Source organism: Massilia sp. (assembly GCF_032106685.1).
In the GTDB taxonomy this organism is placed as follows: Bacteria; Pseudomonadota; Gammaproteobacteria; order Burkholderiales; family Burkholderiaceae_D; genus Telluria.
Genome location: NZ_DAMCPG010000005.1, coordinates 54,930 through 75,705 on the forward strand (window position 1 = coordinate 54,930; position 20,776 = coordinate 75,705).

At 66.0% G+C, this 20,776-nt stretch carries 13 protein-coding genes; 1 reads left to right on the forward strand and 12 read right to left on the reverse strand.

Annotation, left to right across the window (positions count from 1 at the left end; genetic code table 11):
* The first annotated feature begins 1 nt into the window (after position 1).
* Complete coding sequence (locus tag RT688_RS04905) at positions 2–967, forward strand: ABC transporter permease (RefSeq protein ID WP_313703729.1); 966 nt, start codon at positions 2–4, stop codon at positions 965–967.
* Positions 968–1,051: 84 nt separating this feature from the next.
* Here the strand turns inward: RT688_RS04905 and RT688_RS04910 are convergent, their stop codons facing one another.
* From RT688_RS04910 to RT688_RS04965, 12 genes are all read right to left on the reverse strand, one after another.
* Positions 1,052–2,410: a hypothetical protein gene (locus RT688_RS04910; protein WP_313703730.1), complete on the reverse strand. Its 1,359-nt coding sequence runs from the start codon at positions 2,408–2,410 to the stop codon at positions 1,052–1,054.
* Between the two features lie 217 nt (positions 2,411–2,627).
* Entirely contained in the window at positions 2,628–3,473 is an 846-nt protein-coding gene (locus RT688_RS04915) for a MipA/OmpV family protein (RefSeq protein ID WP_313703731.1), read from the reverse strand.
* Between the two features lie 270 nt (positions 3,474–3,743).
* The gene (locus RT688_RS04920; protein ID WP_313703732.1) at positions 3,744–4,796 is read right to left on the reverse strand and encodes a S1/P1 nuclease; all 1,053 of its coding nucleotides are present in this window, start codon (positions 4,794–4,796) and stop codon (positions 3,744–3,746) included.
* Positions 4,797–4,839: 43 nt separating this feature from the next.
* Positions 4,840–5,019 carry a hypothetical protein gene (locus RT688_RS04925; protein WP_313703733.1) on the reverse strand — a complete coding sequence of 60 codons (180 nt, stop codon included), beginning with the start codon at positions 5,017–5,019 and terminating at the stop codon, positions 4,840–4,842.
* 18 nt (positions 5,020–5,037) lie between these two features.
* Complete coding sequence (locus RT688_RS04930) at positions 5,038–6,732, reverse strand: bifunctional metallophosphatase/5'-nucleotidase (RefSeq protein ID WP_313703734.1); 1,695 nt, start codon at positions 6,730–6,732, stop codon at positions 5,038–5,040.
* Between the two features lie 175 nt (positions 6,733–6,907).
* The gene (locus RT688_RS04935) at positions 6,908–10,309 is read right to left on the reverse strand and encodes a TonB-dependent receptor (protein WP_313703735.1); all 3,402 of its coding nucleotides are present in this window, start codon (positions 10,307–10,309) and stop codon (positions 6,908–6,910) included.
* A gap of 526 nt (positions 10,310–10,835) precedes the next feature.
* The gene (locus RT688_RS04940) at positions 10,836–12,347 is read right to left on the reverse strand and encodes an adenosine deaminase (protein WP_313703736.1); all 1,512 of its coding nucleotides are present in this window, start codon (positions 12,345–12,347) and stop codon (positions 10,836–10,838) included.
* Positions 12,348–12,658: 311 nt separating this feature from the next.
* Positions 12,659–13,966: a guanine deaminase gene (guaD, locus tag RT688_RS04945; protein WP_313703737.1), complete on the reverse strand. Its 1,308-nt coding sequence runs from the start codon at positions 13,964–13,966 to the stop codon at positions 12,659–12,661.
* On the reverse strand, positions 13,966–15,141 hold the full coding sequence (xdhC, locus tag RT688_RS04950; RefSeq protein ID WP_313703738.1) for a xanthine dehydrogenase accessory protein XdhC: 1,176 nt from the start codon (positions 15,139–15,141) through the stop codon (positions 13,966–13,968). Before xdhC ends, guaD begins: the two co-directional genes overlap by 1 nt.
* Positions 15,141–17,486, reverse strand: coding sequence for a xanthine dehydrogenase molybdopterin binding subunit (xdhB, locus tag RT688_RS04955; protein WP_313703739.1), 2,346 nt, complete (start codon positions 17,484–17,486; stop codon positions 15,141–15,143). The genes xdhC and xdhB overlap by 1 nt, the downstream gene beginning before the upstream one ends.
* 10 nt (positions 17,487–17,496) lie before the next feature.
* Positions 17,497–18,975: a xanthine dehydrogenase small subunit gene (gene xdhA / locus RT688_RS04960; RefSeq protein WP_313703740.1), complete on the reverse strand. Its 1,479-nt coding sequence runs from the start codon at positions 18,973–18,975 to the stop codon at positions 17,497–17,499.
* Positions 18,976–19,206: 231 nt separating this feature from the next.
* Positions 19,207–20,595: an NCS2 family permease gene (locus RT688_RS04965; RefSeq protein ID WP_313703741.1), complete on the reverse strand. Its 1,389-nt coding sequence runs from the start codon at positions 20,593–20,595 to the stop codon at positions 19,207–19,209.
* Between the last annotated feature and the right edge of the window lie 181 nt (positions 20,596–20,776).

The window sequence follows — 20,776 nt, forward strand, 5'->3', positions numbered from 1 at the left end:
CATGGAAGGCTTCGATATCCTCAACATCATCGTCTCGACGATCCGCAACGCGCCGGTGCTGATGTTCGCCGCGCTGGCCGGCCTGTTCGCCGAACGCAGCGGCGTCGTCGACATCGGCCTCGAGGGCAAGATCCTCGCCTCGGCCTTCGTGTCCGCCGCGGTCGGCTACACGACCCAGAACCCGTGGCTGGGCATCGCCGCCGGCATCGCCGTCTCGGTGGCGCTGGCGATGGTGCAGGCCTTCGTGTCGATCACCCAGAAGGGCAACCAGCTGGTGGCCGGCATCGCGATCAACATCGCCATGAGCGGCCTGACTTTCGTGGTCGCCCAGTACATCTTCCAGCAAGGCGGCCGCACGCCGGACCTGGGCGCGGCGCGCCTGTCCAGCGTGGTGCTGCCGGGCGCCGAAGCCGTGGCCGGCATCCCGGTGCTGGGCTGGATCTGGAACAGCCTGCTCGGCGGCCATTCGCCGCTGGTCTACCTCGCCTTCCTGCTGCTGCCGGTGGTGCACTGGGTGGTCTACCACAGCCGCTTCGGCCTGCGCCTGCGCGCCTGCGGCGAGAACCCGCACGCGGCCGACGCCGCCGGCGTCTCGGTCGAGCGCACCCGCTACCTGGCGATGCTGACGGCCGGCGTGCTGTGCTCGTTCTCGGGCGCCTACCTGTCGATCGTCCAGAGCGGCTTCTTCCTGCGCGACATGTCGGCCGGCGCCGGCTACCTGGCGCTCACCGCCCTGGTGTTCGGCAACTGGCGTCCGCTGCAGACCGTGCTGGGCTGCCTGATGTTCGGCTTCTTCTCGGCGGTGCAGATCCAGATCGAGGGCGTCGACCTGCCGGTCGTCGGCCGCATCCCGGGTTCGCTGATCCAGATGATCCCGTACGTCGTCACCGTGGTCGTGCTGGCCGGCCTGATGGCCAAGTCGGTGGCGCCGAAGGCGGTCGGCAAGCCGTTCGTGAAGTCGCGCTGAGCGGCGGTTGCGTCAACGAGAAGGCGGCCCGCGGGCCGCCTTTTTTATTGGTGACCCGTAGGGTGGGCGGGAAACCCGCCCACCCTACCGCCCCGCCGCATCCAGCTTGCGCAGCGCATGCGCCTTCCCCGTCATCGCCTCGTGCCAGGCCGGCAGCACGCGGAAGGTCAAGGCCAGGTCGTAGTCGCCGGCGATGCTGCCGGCGTCCATCGGCACGTCCCCGGCCCGGTTCTGGAACCAGCGCAGCCATTCGCTCGACCCCGGCGCCGGCGCATTCATGTAGGGCGCGCCGGCATTCGGCGCCGCCCCGGGCGCGGGCGGGACCAGCGGCATCATGAAGGAAGCCATCCCCTGCCCCGGATTGGCCGCGTTCCACTGCGAGGCGCCGTGGCAGCTCAGGCATGACGAATTGGCGGCATTGCGCACCAGGACCCGCCCGCCCTCGCCTGCCACCGAGATGTCGTTCAGGGCGTGGTCGTTCGGCCCCGACAGGCGCCCGCCCCAGCCAAGGGTTTCAGTCGCATACAGCGGCGCCTGCGGGTTGACCCAGGTCTCCTGCAAGGGTGCGCCGGGCGCGGCCGCGCTGTTCACCTGCGGATCGTTGCCCCATTGCGCGCCGAGCGGCACCATCTGGTCCCAGATGCCCTGGCTGCCGGGGCGCGTGTCCCGGTCGTAGACCAGGGTCGCGAACACCCAGCCGGTCTGCGGCGCCGACTGGCTGTCCTTGACCACGATATCGACCTGCATCAGGTAGCCCTTCTCCAGTGTCGGACGGTCGAAGTGGCCGGTGGTGGCGTTCGCCGTCATCATCATCGGCCAGCTGTGCGCGCCCTCCATCGCCGGCCAGGTCGCGCCATCGGCCGTGGTGAAGGCCAGCTTGACGGTGATCGCGCCCTCGGCGTACTGGGTGGCGCCGCCCGCCAGCACCGGGGCCTTCGGATCGCGGCCCCAGATCTTGCCGATGGTCTGGGCCGCCGTCCGGTTGTAATAGGTGATGACGTAGGTCGTAAACGGTTTCGTCAGGCCGCTTTTCGGGAACAGGCTATTGTCGACCTTCTCGATCCCGACCAGCATCCCGTGGATGGGCTCGCGCTGGGCGCCCAGCCAGGGATCGTTGTACCAGCCGCGGCGCGCCGCGTTCCAGTCCCCGTAGTCGGCCAGCAGGGTATGCATGTCGCGCGCGACGGCGTCCTTCAGCGCCTGGACATAGGCGGCGGCATTCGCGGTCGTGATCGGGCCGTTGCCGATCGCCGTGCGCCAGCCCATGTAGGGTGCCGGCAGTCCCGACGGGTAGTTGTAGCTGAGCCGGAACAGCGGGCCGTTGTATTCGCCCGGCGCCGGCAGCTTGCCGTTGTGGTCGGCGTAAGGGTTGACCGCGCCGGCCAGCGCGGACAGCGTGAGCAAGGTGCCGGCAAGGCACAGGCATGCATGTCGAATGAGCATATCGTTTTCTTTGTGGAAGTGCGAACAGCTCATTCTTCCGCGCACGCGCGGTCACGACTTGTGGCGGGACAATTGTTCTGCTTAAGCGCGCAAGCCGCGGAGGCGTGGCGCTGCCAGAGCGCCTGACGAAACCTTCAGGGCAAGGCGTATTATCGAAGACAGTACGAACGGACGGCGAGACAATGCAACGCAGCCATGGAGGTTTTTTCAGGCGCTCTCAGTCGCGCGCCAGGGTCTGCGAGCGCCACAGCATCCACGACACCCCGACACCGGCCGACACGCCGCTGTTACGCCGCAACAGCGGGCTGTTGTCGTTGGCGCCGACGCCGTAGTTCTCGGCGCGCACGAAGCCGAATACGCGCAGGTCGGGATTCACCTGGCGCGCCGCGAACAGGCCGGCGCGCACCAGGATCAGCCCGGAATGGGCGGCATAGGCCGGGCGCTCGCCCGTGGCGTACTGCGGCGCCACTTCGTAGAAATAGCGGTTGATCTTGCCGTCGCCGACGACCGCCGCCAGCTGGGCGTCGAACAGCCATTTGCCGTCCGGCGTGCGCTGTTCGTAGACCAGGCGCGGCTCGAAGGTATAGCCCTGGTGGCGCACGCCGCCGCGCACCTCGTACACGGCGCGCAGGGGCAGCTCGGCGCGCACCACGCGCCAGGCGTCGAGCCGGGCCAGGCGCAGTTTCAGGCGCGGGCCGAATTCGACCAGCGCGCCGAGGTCCGGCATGCCGGCGCGCACCGCCACGTCGTCGGAACGGGCCGGCAGCGAGGCGGCCAGGCCGACGTCGAACTCGGCCGCGTCGCTGCGGAACAGGCGCGCGCCGATACCGGACTGGTCGGCGCGCAGGATCTTGCCGCGGTAGAAAATCGTGGGGATCGCCAGCAGCCGCGTCTCGCGGTCGTCGGCGCCGGGATAGGCCGGCGTGCTGACGAGGCCGGCGCCGATGCCCAGTTCCCACAAGGGGCGCCCGCGCGGTGCGTCCGGCTCGACCGGCGACTCGGCGTGCGCCGGAGCGCTCAGCAGGCAGGCGAGTCCGGCAATGACGGGCAGGATTGTTTTCATGGAAAAAATGGAAGAGAGCGCGGCGCGCGATCTTGCCATTTTAGCATTGACACCCGTAGGGTGGGCGGCTGCACCCGGACGCGTGCGCGACGACGGCGCGGGCGCCGCCCACGCGTTCAAGCGGCATCCGATACGCCGCGGTGATCCGCGGGAGCGCAGAACGTCGTGCAGAAGCGCGGAGGTTCATGCGCCCGTTGAACGCGTGGGCGGCGCAGCGGCCTCGAGCTCGTCGGCCGTCGGGTGGAGCCGCCCACCCTACGGGTACTGCACTCAGCCGTAGATCGCCTTGAGCACCTCGGCCAGCTTGTAGCCGCCCTTGATCAGCTGTTCCTTGGCCAGCTGCGAGCTCGGCACCGGGTAGTTCTGCGGTACTTCCAGCGTGAAGGTGTAGTAGGTCTCGCCCTTCTTGCTCACCTGCGGCGCCAGCTTGCCCGGCGTGACGCCCTCGTGCGCGACCTTGGCGCCGACCAGGCTGTCGTCGGCCCACTGGTAGGGCCAGGTGGCCAGCTCGCCGGTGTTCGGCTTGACCGTCGGGTTCGAGGCGATCACGGCCTCGGCGAACTGGTCCGGGGTCCTGGTACGGATGCGGCGGAAGGCGTAGTCGACCGTGGTGCTGTCCCAGTAGGAGTGGAAGGGTTTCGTCAACGCCTTCGGCACGCCTTCCTTGATCGGTTTCGGGTCGCCCGGCGGAATCAGGCCTGCGCTCAGCTGGGCCAGCTTCTCGTCGTCGAGCAGCAGGTTGTTGCCGCCGCGCGAAGCGAAGATCGCGGCCTCGTCGACCTCGACCTTGGTCTTCGGCACCACGAACTTGCCGTCCTTGCTGACGTAGGCCGCGCCGACGTGCAGCGGCTGGTGAATGTCGCCGACCATGTGGGTCAGCAGGATCAGGGCCTGGCGCTTGGTGAACTTGTGCGGGTTCAGGGCCGGATCGGTTTTACCTTGCAGGACGGCGATGGCCTGCTTCAGGGTCTGCACGATGTCGTGCTCGCTGGTGCCGACGCCGTGCTCATGGTAGTGCTCCAGCTGGAACGGCACGTTGGTGTAGTGGTACTCGTCGTGCTTCGGGTTGGCGGCCGTGTAGTCGACCATTTCCGGCGTCTGCGGGCCGCACCAGGTGCCCTTCACGCAGTCCGGCCAGCTGGCGATCGACTGCAGCGATTCGCCCGGCAGCAGCAGCGCGGCGATCTGCTTCTCGGCGTTGGAGCCCTTCAGCAGGCGGTCGGCGATGGCGCCCACGGCGCGGTGGCCGTCGCCGCCCCAGGCGGCCGCGTCGACCGAAACGAAGGCGCTCGTCAGCGCGAGTACACAAGCTAGTTTTTTCATGGTGGTTCCTTGGGTTGGTGCTGTCGGTTGCGGTGCCGCGCCGCTACTGGAGCAGCGACAGCAGGATGGACATGACGGCCATGATGCCCACGGCCAGCGCCGCCAGCATCAGGGCGCGCCGCGCCGGGGTCTGGGAAGACTTGAGCATCAGGCGCTTGACCACGGTGATGCCGATCACCGCCAGTGCGCAGGCGGCAAGGATGACGATCGAATTCTTGTCCATGTGCGGCTCCTGTCGTGCTTAACGCACCTTCTCGATGCGGGTCGTGGAGACCATGCCGGCCTGCGGCGCGCCGGCGCCCGGATGCTTCGCAATGAAGTCGCTCAGCGCGTCCAGGTCGACCAGCTGGGTATCGACACGGTTGGTGCCCTTGGCGAACTCCGGCAGATTGTCGCCGCCTTCGGCCAGGAAGTTGTTCGCGACCACGCGGTAGCTCTTGCCGTCGTCGACCGGCACGCCGTTGAACTTCAGGCTGCCCGGCACCAGGCGGCTGCCGACCGGACGCTTTTCGTCCCACTGGTAGGACAGGCCCTGCGAGATTTGCAGGATGGTCGAACCGGATGCGGCAGGGCGGTCCCACTGCTGCTCCAGCAGGCGACGCAGCTGGGCGCCGGTGAGGTCCATCACGACCAGCGTGTTACCGAAGGGGAGCACCGCCTGGGCATGGCCGAAGGTGGCGACCATGCCCTCCCCCGTGTCCAGGTCCTTGCGGATGCCGCCGGTGTTCATGAAGCCGATCTGCACGCCGTGCTCGCGGGTCGCGGCGACGATCGCGTCGGCGATCAGGTCGCCCAGCGGCGACTCGCCGGCCTCGCTGCTCTTCCTCGCCACGGTGGCGACGCCGAGCTTGCCCAGCGGGCGCGCCAGCGCCGCGCGGCTGCGCTCCTTGACGCTGGCGAGGTAGGCCGCCACTTTCGGGTCGGCCGGGAATTTGGCCGGGTCCATGACGACGTTCTTGACGTCGATGTCGGCCAGCGCGCCGCTGGCCGGATCGACCGTCAGGGCGATGCGCGACAACAGGTGGCCGGCGGCGTCGGCCTGGGTGACGACGCGGCCGTCGACCTGGCACAGGTAGCCCTGGTGCGAGTGGCCGGTGATGACCAGGCGGATCGCCGGATCGAGCTGCTTCACGATGTCGACCACGGCGCCGGTCAAGCCCTTGCAGGCGGGCTGCTGGGGCGACTCGTCGGTGCGGCCGCCCTCGTGCACCAGGGCGACGATCACCTGGGCGCCGTCGGCGCGCATCTGCGGCAGGGTGCGGTTGATGGCCTCTGCCTCACCGATGAAATCGAGGCCGGCGATGGCCGAGCTGACCGCGACCGAGGCGGTATCCTGCAGCACCACGCCGACCACGCCGACCTTGACGCCCTTGACGGTCTCGATGCGGTAGGCCGGCATGAAGGGCTTGCCCGTGGCCTTGTCGAGCACGTTGGCGGCGAGATAGGTGAAGCGCGCGCCCTTGAAGTCCGGCGCCAGCTTGCAGGCCTTTTTAGGACGCGGCGAATCGCAGCCGCCGTTCTGCTGGCGCAGCAGTTCCTTGCGGCCCTGGTCGAATTCGTGGTTGCCCACCGAGCTCATTTGCAGGCCCATCAGGTTCATCGCCTCGATGCTCGGCTCGTCGGCCCACATCGAGGACAGCGCCGGGCTGGCGCCGATCAGGTCGCCGGCGCCGATGAACAGCAGGTCCTTGTCTTCCTGGCGCCAGGCGGCCAGCGCGCCGCTCAGGGCTTCGATGCCGCCGGCGCGCAGGGTTTCGCTCTTGCCGGTGGCGGCGTTGACGTAGGTGTATTTGCTCGGCTCGAGGTTGCCGTGGAAGTCGTTGATCGCGACCAGGTTGAGGGTGACCGGCGCACGCGGCGCGGTTGCGCAGCCGGCCGCGGCGAGCGCCAGGACCAGGGTGGAAAGAACGGCGCGGGCGCGCGGGGAAACGATCATGGCATACCTTTGTTGATGAAGACGGGCCCTCGCGGGCGAGCCGAATTATTGCACGTAGGCCAGCACGAGGCCATCCTTACAAGCCCCCCTTGCCTACTGCTTACCCATTCATGTAAACGAAAAAACGGCCGGTGTTGCCACCGGCCGTTTCAGGCATCAGGACAAATTCAGGAACTTAGAATTCGTACTTGACGGTTGCCTGGATCGCCCACTGCGATTCGTTCTTCGACTGCTTGACGGTCAGGTCGTCGGCCTTGTTGCGGACGAAGTAGACGTAACGGCCTTGCGAGTCCAGACCGGCGTAGTCCACGAAGCCGCGGGTGGTGCCGCCGCCCGACGCGAACGCTGGTTCCTGGATGTGGCCCCACTTCTTGTTCAGCAGGTTGCCGACGTTGAAGAAGTCCAGGGTGAACACGGCCTTGTTGCGCTTGAAGATGCCCGGGATTTCCTGGCTGATGCGCATGTCGACCACGTTGGTCCAGTCCGAGAAGCTCTTGTTACGGCCTACGACACCGCCGGCTGCGTCACGCAGGGCCTTGTTGCCGTTGACGATGTCCCAGAAGCGCTGCTCGTTGGTGTGGCTGGTTTCGGTATCGCCCAGGAAGACCACTTCACCCGAACCGAAGGCTTTCGGGATGTACATCAGGTCGTTGCCCGAGATACCGTCGCCGTTCAGGTCGTTCTTGTAGGTCCAGCTGTACGGCTTGCCCGAACGTGCTTCGTAGAACACGCCGAGACGGGTGTTGTACGAACCGAAGAACTTCTTCTGGAAGTTGGCCAGGGCGTTCAGGCGGTGCTTCGCCATGGTGTTCGCGTTCGATGCGACTTCTTCGTTCGGGTTGAACACCGCACGTGCATTGAAGTTCGAATTGGCGACCGACGACGACAGCGGCGAGACTTCCGTCGCTTTCGTGTGGGTGTAGGCCACCGACCAGCCGAAGCCCTTGGTCAGCGGACGCGACAGCGACATCGTGATCAGCTTGCCGTCGCCTTCGCTGGTGTTCTTCGCCACCAGGACGTTGTTGAAGGAACGGTTACGCAGGTACTTGGCTTGCGTGCAGCCGCTGGTGGTGGTCAGCGAGGTGCCGGCGGCATTGACGCTGTAGCAGCTGGTCGTCAGGGCTGCCGGGTTCCAGTACATCTCGCGGCCGTCGGTGCCGGCGGTGCGGGTCGATGCGCCCAGGTTCAGGTGCTCGTAGTAGATGCTGTCCTTGTTGTTGGTGTACAAGAACTCAGCACCAAAGACCATGCCGTACCATGGCAGTTCGGTGTCGAACGCCAGGTTGGCTTTCCAGATCGACGGCTGGCGCAGGCCAGGGTCGAGGATGTCGACGTTGGCCAGCGGCGTGCTGCCGGCGATGTTGCTCGGCTGGTTGTCCGGATCCGGGTTGAAGAAGCCGGTGGCTGGGCAACGGATGGCGTTCGAGGCGCAGGTGACCGTCTGGGTGGCGACACCCGGATTCGAGAACGGGTTCGACATCCACACCGATGCCGCGGCGCCCTGGAACAGGCCGGCGCCACCGCGGATCTGCATCGAACGGGCGCTGTCGAACTTGTAGTTGAAGCCGACGCGCGGCTGCCACAGCTTCTTGCCGTCAGGGGTGACGGTATTGTCGTAGCCGAAACCGCCGGTCTGGCCGCGGCCGGTAGCGAAGTTGCCGGCGATGACAGGTTTTGCCACATCGGCGTTGGCCAGCGGCTTGCTGCCGACGCCGGTTTCGTCCACGCGAACGCCGTAGGTCAGGGTCAGGTTCTTGGTGGCGGTCCAGGTGTCTTGCAGGAACAGGCCGGTGTTCTTCATCGTGAACGACGAGATGCCGTCGCTCAGCGACTTGCCCGGTGCAGGAATCTGCACGGAGTACGAAGTCGGGTTACCGTTACGGAAGTTGTTCAGCACCGCCGCTTCGATCGCCGCTGCGCTGCCGTTCTTGCAGATGCCGGCGTTCAGGGTGTCGTCGCAGGCGAAGGTGTAGCTGCCGAAGACGTTCTGCAGGTAGGCGTTGTAGATCTCGTTGGTGCTGTAGTCGAAGCCACCCTTGATCTCGTGGTCGCCCACGACCCAGTTGGCCGCGCCGTAGTAGTCCATGGTCTTGGTGCCGAGGACGTTCAGCTGGCGTGCGTATTCGGTACCGAAGTTCAGGTCACGCGAACCGTTCTGGGTACCGGCCGGGGTGCCGGCAGGCAGCGCGCCGCTGAACTGCAGGCGGATCGACGGCAGGCGGGTGCTGTTCTTCGGCACCGAATCATAGTCGCGCGACGAGACGCGGAATTCGGTCGACAGGGTCGGGGTCCAGTCCGAGAAGATCTGGGCGACGCCGGTTTCGATGCTCTTCTCGTTGCTGTAGAACATCGAGTCCAGGCTCACGCTGTCACGGGCGTACGACGGGAAGACCGGTTCCGACTGGGTGGTCTTGCCGTAGCGGAAGTTGGCGCGGTGGTTATCGCTGATGTTCCAGTCGACTTTCAGCAGCTTCTCTTCCGAGGTCATCTTCGAGCCGGCTGGCACGTTCAGGCCGCCGATGTCCATGCCCCATTTGTCCTTGGCGATCTGCTGCGCCTGCTCGACGGCCGACGCGGTGATCGGCACGGTGGTGCCGGCGCTGCTGCCGATGATGCCGAAGTCCGGGCTGGCGCGGCTGCTTTCCGATTTCTCGGTCAGGGCGTAGATGAAGAGCTTGTCTTCGATCAGGGCGCCACTGGCCCACAGGCCCTTGGTGGTTTCCTTGAACTTCGGCGCGTCGCTGTAGGTATCGGTGACGTTGTTGTAGCGTTCGCCGACGAAGCGGTCGTTACGCCACACGTAGTAGGCGCCGCCCTTCCAGGTGTTGGTGCCCGACTTGGTGACGGCGTTGATGTTGGCGCCGGTGTAGCCTTTCTGGGTCACGTCGTAGTTGGCGACGTTGACCTGGACCGACTGGATCGCTTCGATCGAGATTGCCTGGCGCGCGGTGGGGCTGCCGTTCGACTCCAGGCCGAAGGTATCGTTGATGGCGACGCCATCGACGGTGATCGAGTTGTAGCGCGAGTTCTGGCCGGCGACGGACATTTCGCCGCGTTCCTTGTCGTTCTGCGAAACGCGCGGGTCGGCACGGGCGTAATCCTGCAGGTTACGCTGGATCGATGCCTGGGTTGCCAGTTCGGTCGCGCCGATGCTGGTGACGGCGCCCATCGTCGTGCGGTTGAAGCGCTCCGAGCGGTTGGCGGTGCCGGAAACGGTCACGGTCTGCATGCCGGTGCCCAGGGTCGCATCGATGGACGCGGTTTCGGCCAGCTGGATGAAGACGTTGTCGCGTTTTTCCGAAACGCCGTCCTTGGTGATGATAATGGTGTACGGACCACCCACACGCAGACCGCGTGCGATGTATCGGCCTTCAGCGTCGGTCGCGACGTTGCTGACAGAGTTCGACTCGGTATGAAGGATCGACACTTGTGCACCAGCCACCGGCTTGCCGTCCGCGCCAGCGACGCGGCCGCCAATGGCGGAGGTGGTGTTCTGTGCGAAGGTCGGCGCAGCCGACAACGCAATCGACAAAGCCAGCGCCAGCTTGGTCAGCCGGATCTGTTTGTGAGTGATCATTGTTAAAACCCCAAAATAGACTTAATAGTTATTTGGACGCCCGAAGACGTCCCTCTTTACAAGTACTGCAACCCTGGTTGCTGCAAACCGCAGCGGCACAGCCGGCCTTGCCTTGGACCGGGCGATTGTAGACAGGAAATGTTTCATCCCTGTTACCACTCGCCCTTGAAAAAACTTCAAGCATATTTAGCAACGCCAGCAAATATGCATGAGTGACTTCCAACAGACAAATACGTTTTTTGTTCGCCATTTATAGGCGGAAACACTAAATCGCCCAAAAAACGTGCATTCGGCGCGCCGCACGGGGGTTTCCCCGAGCAAAATCACAAGGCGCGATTATACGGAAGGCATTCTTTGCTGAAATATTTAGATAAACTTTTTCAGAAAACGCGGGGGCGGCGTCGGGAATCTGTGGCAACCAGGCCACAAATATTGGGTTTTGACTAACTTTTGTTTGCCCCAAAACAGTGCACCGGGCGGTGCACTTGTCAAAACGGCAGCGTTGCGCTGCCGTTATCCACCAAGCTTATTTGTTTTTCGCTCGTTGTTTCTTCACTACATCCTTCGCCAGTCCGGCCACCTCGGCCTCGAACTTCGCGAAGCGTTCGTCGAGCTGGCGCGTCAGCCGCGTCTTCTCCGCCGGCGGCAGGAAGGCGTAGCGGATACTGTTATACGAAGTCTTTTTCATCTCCGCATAGTCCGGCTTGTAGCGGCTGGCGAACAGCACGTATTCGTTGCTGAGCGTATGGCGGGTGACGCCGGCGTCGTCGGTCGAGATCACGTAGGGCACGCCGTACTTGCGGTACAGGGTGATCGGGTGGCTCTCGCCCTGCAGGCCGTTGATGAAGGCGTTCGAGGTCAGGTTGATCTCGACCGGCACGTCGTCCTGGCGCATCTTGCGCATGATGGGAATCGCGTTGGTCTCGTGGGCCAGGTCGATGCCGTGGCCGATGCGGTCGGCATTCGCCACCACCAGCGCCTGGTCGATGTGGAACTTCAGGCCTTCCGGCGGCACGTCGCCCAGCGCCAGTTCGCCGGCGTGCATCGCGACCTTGACGTCCGGGTAGATCGATTTCAGGAAGCCGAACATCTTCATGTGCAGCGTGTAGTCGCGCATCGAGACGGCGGTGCTTTCCTGGCCGACGATGTTGACGCCCACGATCTTGCCGCCGCTTGCTGCCGCCTTGAACGCGCCCACCATCGAGGAAAACACCTGCGACGGGTTCAAGAGGCGCAGGACATAGGTCTGGTAGCGCATGGTGAAGCGCTCGTCGTCGATGCCGGCGGCGGCTTCGTCGATTTTCGCGACGAAGTCGCCCAGGTTCTTGTTGAAGGCCGGGTCGCGCGCCAGCGTTTCCATCCAGTTGTTCAGCGCGACCTTCAGGCCCGCGTCGTCGTTCACCAGCTGCCAGGCGCGCGCGTCGAATTCGGGGTTGCTGACCGTCGGCGCCATCTTGAACATGGTCTCGATGTAGCTGACGTTCTCGGCGATCGCGCGCTTCTTCAGCTCCTGCAGGCCTTCGGCGAAGTTGGCGTTCGAGACCGGACCGAAGTAGCCGAAGGTCTGGAAGAACAGGCGGTCGGGCGGCGGCTGGATCGCGCCGTGGTTGTCGAAGTCCTTGTTCGACCAGCGCTGCACCAGCTCGCGCCAGGTGTGGTCGTCGGCATAGACCTCGGCGCTCGACAGGCAGTTGCGCTCCTTGGCCGGCTTCGCGCGCTCGGCGGCGACGACTTCCTTGTTGGTCTCGATGCGGTAGGTCTGCTTGTTGACGCACACGCCCTGCTTGTCGAGGAAGTCGACGTACTGCTCGGCGTAGATCGCGCCCGAATAGTGGTGGTGCAGGTCGCCGCCCTTGGGCATCTGCGTGAAGAACATGGTCAGCTCGGCCAGCTTCGGCTCGGCGCCCGCGACCAGCGCGGCGTAATGACGGGCGGTGGCGGCCTCGTTGGCGTGGCGGGTCGCCGTGCCCGGCTCCTTGGCGGCGACGGGCGCGGCGAAGGCCAGCGCCACGAGCAGGCAGCTCAGTTTCTTCTGCATCGGGGTTCTTTCGTATTGGTGGATTGAAAACGGACCGCGAAACTCTAACCGCTTCAATCTGGCTTGGCAATGGATGGGCGGCGTTCGGGGGGCTGTTGCCTGTGGCGCTACTGGTATCTTGAATCCGCGTGGGCTCGAGAGCCCACCCTACGGATCAAGCCGCGGGCTCGGCGCAAGACGCCTCGATCAATCAGTCCTTTGCCTACGAGGCGCGAAGCGTCGAGCCGGGAACGCCTCCCGTAGGGTGGGCACTTGTGCCCACGCGGATTCAAGGGGCCGGCTGCGGCACAGGCAACAGCCCCACAAACGCATCACCCGCGCTCGTGCACCTTCGCCCCCATCGCATACGTCGCCCGGATCGCGCGGTCATCCCCCAAGAGCGCCAGCGCAAAGAGCTGCTCCTCCAGCGAATCGCAGTGGGCGCTGCGGCGCGCCAGCAGCGGCGTCGCCTGCGGATCGAGCACGACGAAGTCGGCTTCCGCGCCGGCGGCAAAACTGCCGATCGTGCCCTCCAGGTCCATTGCGCGCGCCGCGCCCAGGGTGGCCAGGTAAAACATGCGCAGCGCCGGCAGGTAGCTGCCCTTCAGGCGCGCCACCTTATAGGCTTCGTTCATGGTCTGCAGCATCGAGAACGAGGTCCCTGCCCCGACATCGGTCCCGAGCGAGAGCAGCGCCTTTGCGCCGTCGGCCTTTTCGAAGTCGAACAGGCCGCTGCCCAGGAACAGGTTGGAGGTCGGGCAGATCGCCGCCGCCGAACCCGTCGCCGCCATGCGCGCGAAGTCCTCGTCGTCCAGCCAGATGCAGTGGCCGAACAGGGCGCGCGGGCGCATCAGGCCGAAGTCCTCGTACACGCCCAGGTAGCTGCGCGAGGCGGGATACAGTTCGCGCACCCAGTCGCACTCGTCCTTGTTCTCCGAGACGTGGGTCTGGATGAAGGTGTCCGGATACGCCTGGGCCAGCTCGCCGGCCAGGCGCAGCTGGGCTTCGCTCGACGTGGGCGCGAAGCGCGGGGTGATCGCGTACAGCGCGCGGCCGCGCTTGTGCCACTTGTTGATCAGCGCTTCGCTGTCGCCGATCTGGCCTTCGGCGTCGCGCAGGAAGTCCGGGCAGTTGCGGTCCATCAGCACCTTGCCCGCCACCATGCGCAGCTTGCGCGCTTCGCTCGCCTCGAAGAAGGCGTCGACCGAACCCGGGTGCACGGTGCAGTAGACCACGGCCGTGGTGGTGCCGCAGCGGGTCAGCTCGTCCAGGAAGAACTCGGCCACCGAGCGCGCGTGCGCCGGATCCTCGAAGCGGCGCTCGGTCGGGAAGGTGTAGGTCTCCAGCCAGGGCAGCAGGCCCGGGCTGGGGGAGGCGATCATGTCCGTCTGCGGATAATGCAGGTGGGTGTCGATGAAGCCGGGCGTGATGATCTTGCCGCGGTAGTCGACCGGCTCGACGCCGGGCGGCAGCGTACCGGCCAGCTGGGCGTAGTCGCCGGCCGCTGCGATGCGGCCGTCCTTGACGACGAGCAGGCCGTCCCGGTGCCAGGCATAGGACTGTTCGGCGAAGGCCGGGTCGGCGTGAAAGTGCAGCAAGCTCGCACGGTAGGCTTGCACGGTCGTTGGTGCGATGGACATCAGTTGGATTCCGAAGAAGCGTCAAGAGGGCCGGGCTGGTCCGCGCAAGCGGATTCCCAGACGGTCAGCAGTTGGGCCGCGACGGCGATCGCGATCACGGCCGGCGCCTTGCCGGTAATGCCGGGCAGGCCGATCGGGCACACCATGGCGTCGAGGCGGGCGGCATCGATGCCGCGTTCGCGCAGGCGGTGCTCGAACTGGCGGCGCTTGGTGTTCGAGCCGATCAGGCCGAACCAGTCGGCCCGGTTCGCGTCGCGGCCGGGGCGGGACAGTATCGCGAACGACAGGCGCAGGTCAAGTGCATGGCTGTGCGTCAGCACCAGGAAGGTGGTGCCGGGCGCGGCCTGCGCCACCAGCGCCTCGGGCGTGTCGGTGGCTTCGACCGTCACGTTCGCCGGCAATGCGGAGGCGGGCGGGAACATGTCCTCGCGCTCGTCGACCCAGGTGACGCGGCAGGGCAGCTCGGCCAGCGCGCGCATGATGGCGGCGCCGACGTGGCCGGCGCCGAACAGCATCAGGTGGGCGCGCGGGGCGAGGACGGCGTCGACCAGCCAGCGGCGGCCGGACGGGTCAAGGAAGACGTGGGTGCCGCGGGTGCGGTCGCAGGCGGGAACGGCGGCGCCGGCGATTTGACCGCCGGCGCCGTCAAGCAATGCCCACGTAGGGTGGACGGCTCCGCCGTCCACGCGTTCAACCGGCATCGACACATTCACGGCGTCGTTCTCGCCCATGCCTGCTCCACGGACATCGGATGCATCGGATTGTGCAGCAGCGCCAGCGTCCGGTGAACGCGTGGACGGGCAACCCGTCCACCCTACGGGTATATCGTCAAGCGGCACAACACGCCAGCTGTCTTCATTCCGCCGGTTGTCCAGCAAGACGGCCTGCTCAGGGTCGACGAACTCGAACGCCAAATGCGCAATCCCGCCGCAGCACTGCCCCAGGCTCGGCCCGAGCGCGAAGCGTTCCAACCTGGCCGCCCCGCCCCCCTCCAGCATCGCGCGCGCCAGTTCGATGGCGCGGTGTTCGAGGTGTCCGCCGCCGATGGTCCCGGCGAAACCGTCGCGGGTGACGAGCATCTTCGCGCCCGGTTCGCGCGGCACCGAGCCTTCGACGATGGCGACCGTGACCAGCACGCTTGGTGCGCGCTGCGCGGCGCTGAGCCAGTCTTCCATTACCGGTTCGCCTGGGCCGCCGACTCGACGCAGGCGATGGCGATGGCGTCCAGGATCGCCTCGCTCGTCGCCGGCGCGTTCAGGGGCGGATTGACCTTGTGCTCGCCCACGCTCGATACCGCGTCGCGGATCGCGAAGAACACCGAGAACGGCAGCAGCAGCGGCGGTTCGCCCACCGCCTTGGAACGATGGATGCTGTCCTCGACGTTCCGGTTCTGGAACAGGCGCACGCGGAAATCGCGCGGACAGTCAGACACCGCCGGGATCTTGTAGGTCGAGGGCGCGTGCGTCATCAGCTTGCCGCCGGCGTTCCACCACAGTTCCTCGGTGGTGAGCCAGCCCATGCCCTGGATGAAGGCGCCTTCGACCTGGCCGATGTCGATCGCGGGGTTGAGCGAATTGCCGGCGTCGTAGAGGGCGTCGGCGCGCAGCAGCTTCCACTCGCCGGTGAGGGTGTCGACCACCACTTCCGAGACTGCCGCGCCATAGGCGAAGTAGGAGAAGGGACGCCCGCTCATGGTCTTCGCGTCCCAGGACAGGCCCGGGGTGGCGTAGAAGCCGTCGGACCAGAGCTGGACGCGCGCGAGATAGGCCTTCTGCACCAGGTGCTCGAAGGGTACTTCCATGCCGTTGACGAACACGGTGTCGGCCGCGAAGCGCACCTCATCGGCCTCGCCGCCGTAGGTCGTGGCCGCAAAGGCAGCCAGGCGCTCCTTGATCTGGCGCGCCGCGTCCTGGGCCGCCTTGCCGTTCAGGTCGGCGCCGGTGGAGGCGGCGGTGGCCGAGGTGTTGGCGACCTTGCTGGTGTTGGTGGCGGTGGCGCGCACGCGCTCCACGTCCACGCCCAGCTCGTGCGCCACGACCTGCATCACCTTGGTGTTGATGCCCTGCCCCATCTCGGTGCCGCCATGGTTGACCATGATGGAACCGTCGACGTAGACGTGCACCAGTGCGCCGGCCTGGTTCAGGTGGGTCACGTTGAAGGCGATGCCGAACTTCACCGGGGTGAGCGCCAGGCCCTTCTTCAGCACGGGACTCGTGCGGTTGAATTCGGCGACTTGGGCGCGCCGCGCACGGTATTCGCTCGAGGTCTCGAGTTCGGCCACCAGTTCGTGGATGACGTTGTCGACCACCGCCTGGCCATAGGGCGTGACGTTGCGCTCTTCCTTGCCGTAGAAGTTGCGCCGGCGCACGTCGAGGGCGTCGACGCCGAGGGTGCGCGCGATCTCGTCGATCGCGTATTCCATCGCGATCGCGCCCTGCGGCCCGCCGAAGCCGCGGAAGGCCGTGTTCGACTGGGTATTGGTCTTGCCGCAGGCGGCGCGGATGTCGACGTCCGACAGGTAATAGGCGTTGTCGTAGTGGCAGACGGCGCGCGTGGCGACCGGTCCGGACAGGTCGGCCGAGTAGCCGGCGCGCGAGACCATGTCGACCTTCGCCGCCAGGATGCGTCCCGTATCGTCGTAGCCGACTTCGTAGTCGTACCAGAAGCAGTGGCGCTTGCCGGTGACCATCATGTCGTCGTCGCGGTCGGCGCGCAGCTTCACCGGGCGCTTCAGCTTCGCCGCGGCGATGGAAGCGGCGGCCGCCCACAGCGCCGACTGCGATTCCTTGCCGCCGAAGCCGCCGCCCATGCGCCGGCACTCGACGGTCACGTGGTGCGAATGCAGGCCGAGCGCGTGCGCGACCACGTGCTGCATTTCGCTCGGGTGCTGGGTCGAGCATTGCACCAGCATGCCGCGGTCTTCGCCGGGAATCGCGTAGGCGATCTGGCCCTCGAGGTAGAACTGTTCCTGGCCGCCGACGAACAGCTGGCCTTTCACCTTATGCGGCGCGTTCGCGAACGCGGCCTCGGCGTCGCCGCGCGCCAGGCGCATCGGCGGCACTACGTAGGACTGGGCGGCGTGGGCTTCCTGCGGCGTGAGGATGGCCGGCATCTCCTCGTACTCGACCTGCGCCAGGCGCGCGGCGCGGCGCGCGTTGTCGTGGGTGCTTGCTACGACGATGAAGATCGGCTGGCCGACGTATTCGACCTTGCCATCGGCGAGAATAGGGTCGTCGTGGATGATCGGGCCACAGTCGTTGGTGCCGGGGATGTCCTTTGCGGTCAGCACGGCGACCACGCCGCGCGCGGCGCGCACGGGACCGAGATCGATCGAGACGATGTTGGCGTGCGGCTTGCTGGACAGGCCGAGCGCCGCGTGCAGGGTGCCCGCGAGTTCCGCGATGTCGTCGGTATAGGTGGCCTGGCCGAGCACGTGCAGCGTGGCCGACTCGTGCGGCCGCGCGCGCCCGACCGCGCTCCACGCCGCCGCCTTCAATGCTGGTGCGCCTGCGTCGTTCATGCTGTTCTCCTTACGCCTGGGCTGCGAATGCGTTGACCGCATCCTGCGGCAGGGGGTTTTCGGGACGGGTTTCGAGCCAGAAGCGGCGCAGCAGGTTCTGCGCCGTCTTGAGGCGATAGGCGCTGGAGGCGCGCATGTCCGACAGCGGCTGGTAATCCTGGGCCAGCGCGGCCATCGCCTCGACCAGCGCGGCTTCGTCCCAGGCGCGGCCGGTCAACATGCTTTCCGCGGCGGCGGCGCGCTTCGGGGTGGCGGCCATGCCGCCGAAGGCGATGCGCGCTTCTTTCACCAGGCCGCCCTCCAGGGTGAGCGCGAACGCGGCGCAGACCGCCGAGATGTCCTGGTCAAAACGCTTGGCGAGTTTATACGTACGGAAGCGCAGGTCCGGGCGCGGCAGCGGCACGCGCAGGGCGCGCACGAATTCGTCGGCGCGCAGGTCCTTCTGCTGGTAGCCGAGATAGAAATCCTCGAGCGCCAGTTCGCGTTCGCCGCCGGCGCCGCGCAGCACCAGGCGCGCGCCGAGCGCGATCAGCCAGGGCATCGAGTCGCCGATCGGCGAGCCGTTGGCGACGTTGCCGCCCAGGGTGCCGGCGTTCCGGATCGGCAGCGAGGCGAAGCGCTGCCACAGTTCCTTCAGTTCGTCCGGGTAGTACGCGCACAGCGCGGCATAGGCGTCCTGCAGGGTGACGCCGGCGCCGATCTCGAGCATGCCGTCGCCTTGCGCCACCGTCTTCAGTTCGGCGACGTGGCCGAGGTAGATGATGTCGCTCAGTTCGCGCATCTGCTTGGTCACCCACAGGCCGACGTCGGTCGAGCCGGCCAGGATCAGGGCCTGCGGATGGCTTGCGCGCAGGGCAACCAGCTCGTCGAGCGTGCGCGGCGCGTGGAAGCTGCGCCCTGCATGTTCGTAGGTGGCGCCGGCCGCGCGCTGCAGGCCGCGCAAGGCCTCGGCGACGGCTGCGCGATCGAACTCGGCGGGCGGCAGTTCGGTCATGCGTACGGCGGCGTCGATGATCGGACGGTAGCCGGTGCAGCGGCACAGGTTGCCCGAGAGCGCGTCGTCGATCTGGCAGCGCGATGGTGGCTGACCTCGGGCTTGTCCTTCCTGCTTCAGGTACATGCCCCACAGCGACATCGCGAAGCCCGGCGTGCAGAAGCCGCACTGCGAGCCGTGGCATTCGACCAGGGCCTGCTGCACCGGGTGCAGGTGGCCGTCGGCCAGCTGCAGGTCCTCGACCGTGAACAAGGCCTTGCCGTCGAGCGTGGGCGTGAACTGGATGCAGGAATTGACCGCCTTCAGTTCGAGCTCGCCGTTCTCGAGCGAACCGACCACCACGGTGCAGGCGCCGCAGTCGCCTTCGGCGCAGCCTTCCTTGGTGCCGGTGCAGCGCAGGTCCTCCCGCAGGTGCTGGAGTATCGTCTGCGTGGTGGCGACCCCGTGCACTTCACGAAGGGCATTCTGAAAGTAAAAGCGGATCGGTTCGGACATGTGTGCCTCTATTAAAACCCAGTTGGAAGCTTAGCGCAGTCAGCCAGCGTTGAGATATAGCTAAGCGCTTATATTCAATATCTGCAATTCAGCATACTACTGAGGCGCCGTGCCGCGCTGGCCGAGCGCCGGTTACCGGCATCGGCGCGCATGCGATTGCCCGGGATTGCCGATCGGGAAGCATGGCTGGCGACCCGCGTGCAGCGGCCGGCCTCGACGTGTGCAGCGGCATCAGATTGCCCAACCGCCGGCATAGAAGACCGCCAGGGCGACGGCAATACTGACGGTGCCGACATTCAGCTTGCGCCACTCGCCAGAGACCAGGCGGCCGATCACCAGGGTGCAGAAGCCAAGCATGATGCCGGTTGCGATGTTACAGCACAGGAGGATGAACACGGCACATACCAGGCCAGCCAGGGCGTCGATCTTGTCGTCCATGTTCATGCGCGCCACGTTGCCCAGCATGAGCAATCCGACGTACATCAGGGCCGGGGCGGTGGCATACGATGGCACCAGGCTGGCCAGCGGCGAAAAGAAGATCAGCCCCAGGAACAGCAGCCCGACGACGACCGCGGTCAGGCCGGTCCTGCCGCCGGCAGCGGTACCGACGCCGGATTCGATGTAGGCCGCCGCGGGCGCGCCCCCCACCAGGCTCGAAAAGATCGAACTCACCGAATCGGCGGTCAGCGCCTTGCCGCCGTTGTGAATGCAGCCCTTGGCGTCAACCCGGCCAGCCTGTCCGGCGACTGCCCGAATGGTGCCGGTGGCGTCGAACACGGCGGTCATGACCAGGGCCAGCACGCTGGGCAAGACGGCCATGTGAAGTGCGTCCATGATGTTCACGGCGCCGATCAGGGAGGTTTGTCCTGGTGCGCTCAACTGAGGCCAGGCGAATACGCCCTTGAAATGCACGTTCGGATCGAAGGCCAGGCCAATGGCGGAAATCGCGACGATCACCAACAGGATCCCACCCGGAATCCTGCGCTGTTCGATGCCGAAGATGGCGGCCAGGCCCAGGACGCTCATCACGACTGGAAAGGAGGTGATCTGGCCCAGGGCCACCGGCAGGCCGGCGCCGGCGTTCTTGACCACCAGGCCGACGTCGTTGGACGCGATCAGGAGCAGGAACAAGCCGATGCCGACGCCGGTACCATGCGCCACGCCGGTCGGCAGGTTCTGCAGGATCCAGGTTCGCACCCCGGTCAGGGAAATCGCCGTGAACACCACCCCCATCAGGAATACCGCGCCCAGGGCGACCTCGGGCGACAAGCCTTTTCCCAGCACGAGATCGAACGCCACGAAAGCCGTCAGCGAGATGGCGCAACCGACGGCAATCGGCAGGCGTGCCCAGAATCCCATCAGCAGGGATCCGAACGCTGCCGTCAGACAGACAGCAATGAACACGGCCCTGACGTCGAAGCCCGCCTTTCCCAGCATGGCGGGCACCACGAAGACCGAATACACCATGGCCATGAAGGTCGTGACGCCTGCCACCACTTCGCGTGACGGCGTGCTGCCGTGTTTTGCTATCTGAAAGTAGCGATCGATTCTGCCGTCTACCTGCGCTGGGGGAAGCAGCGTGCTGGCGCGCTCTGCTTGCTCGAACTGAAGCTGGGACATGGCACTTCTCCTATGTTATTGACCGACGACTCCGCCTTTCAGGCGCGTCGGGATGTCTCGTCTTAATGAAGTCCGACGTCAGCTTAGTATCAGCAGTGGACGCTTGTATTTGTGCTTTCTGGATATCCACTATTAATGAAAACGTATTGCTTTTGTCTAAAAAATACTTTTGCAGGCCGCG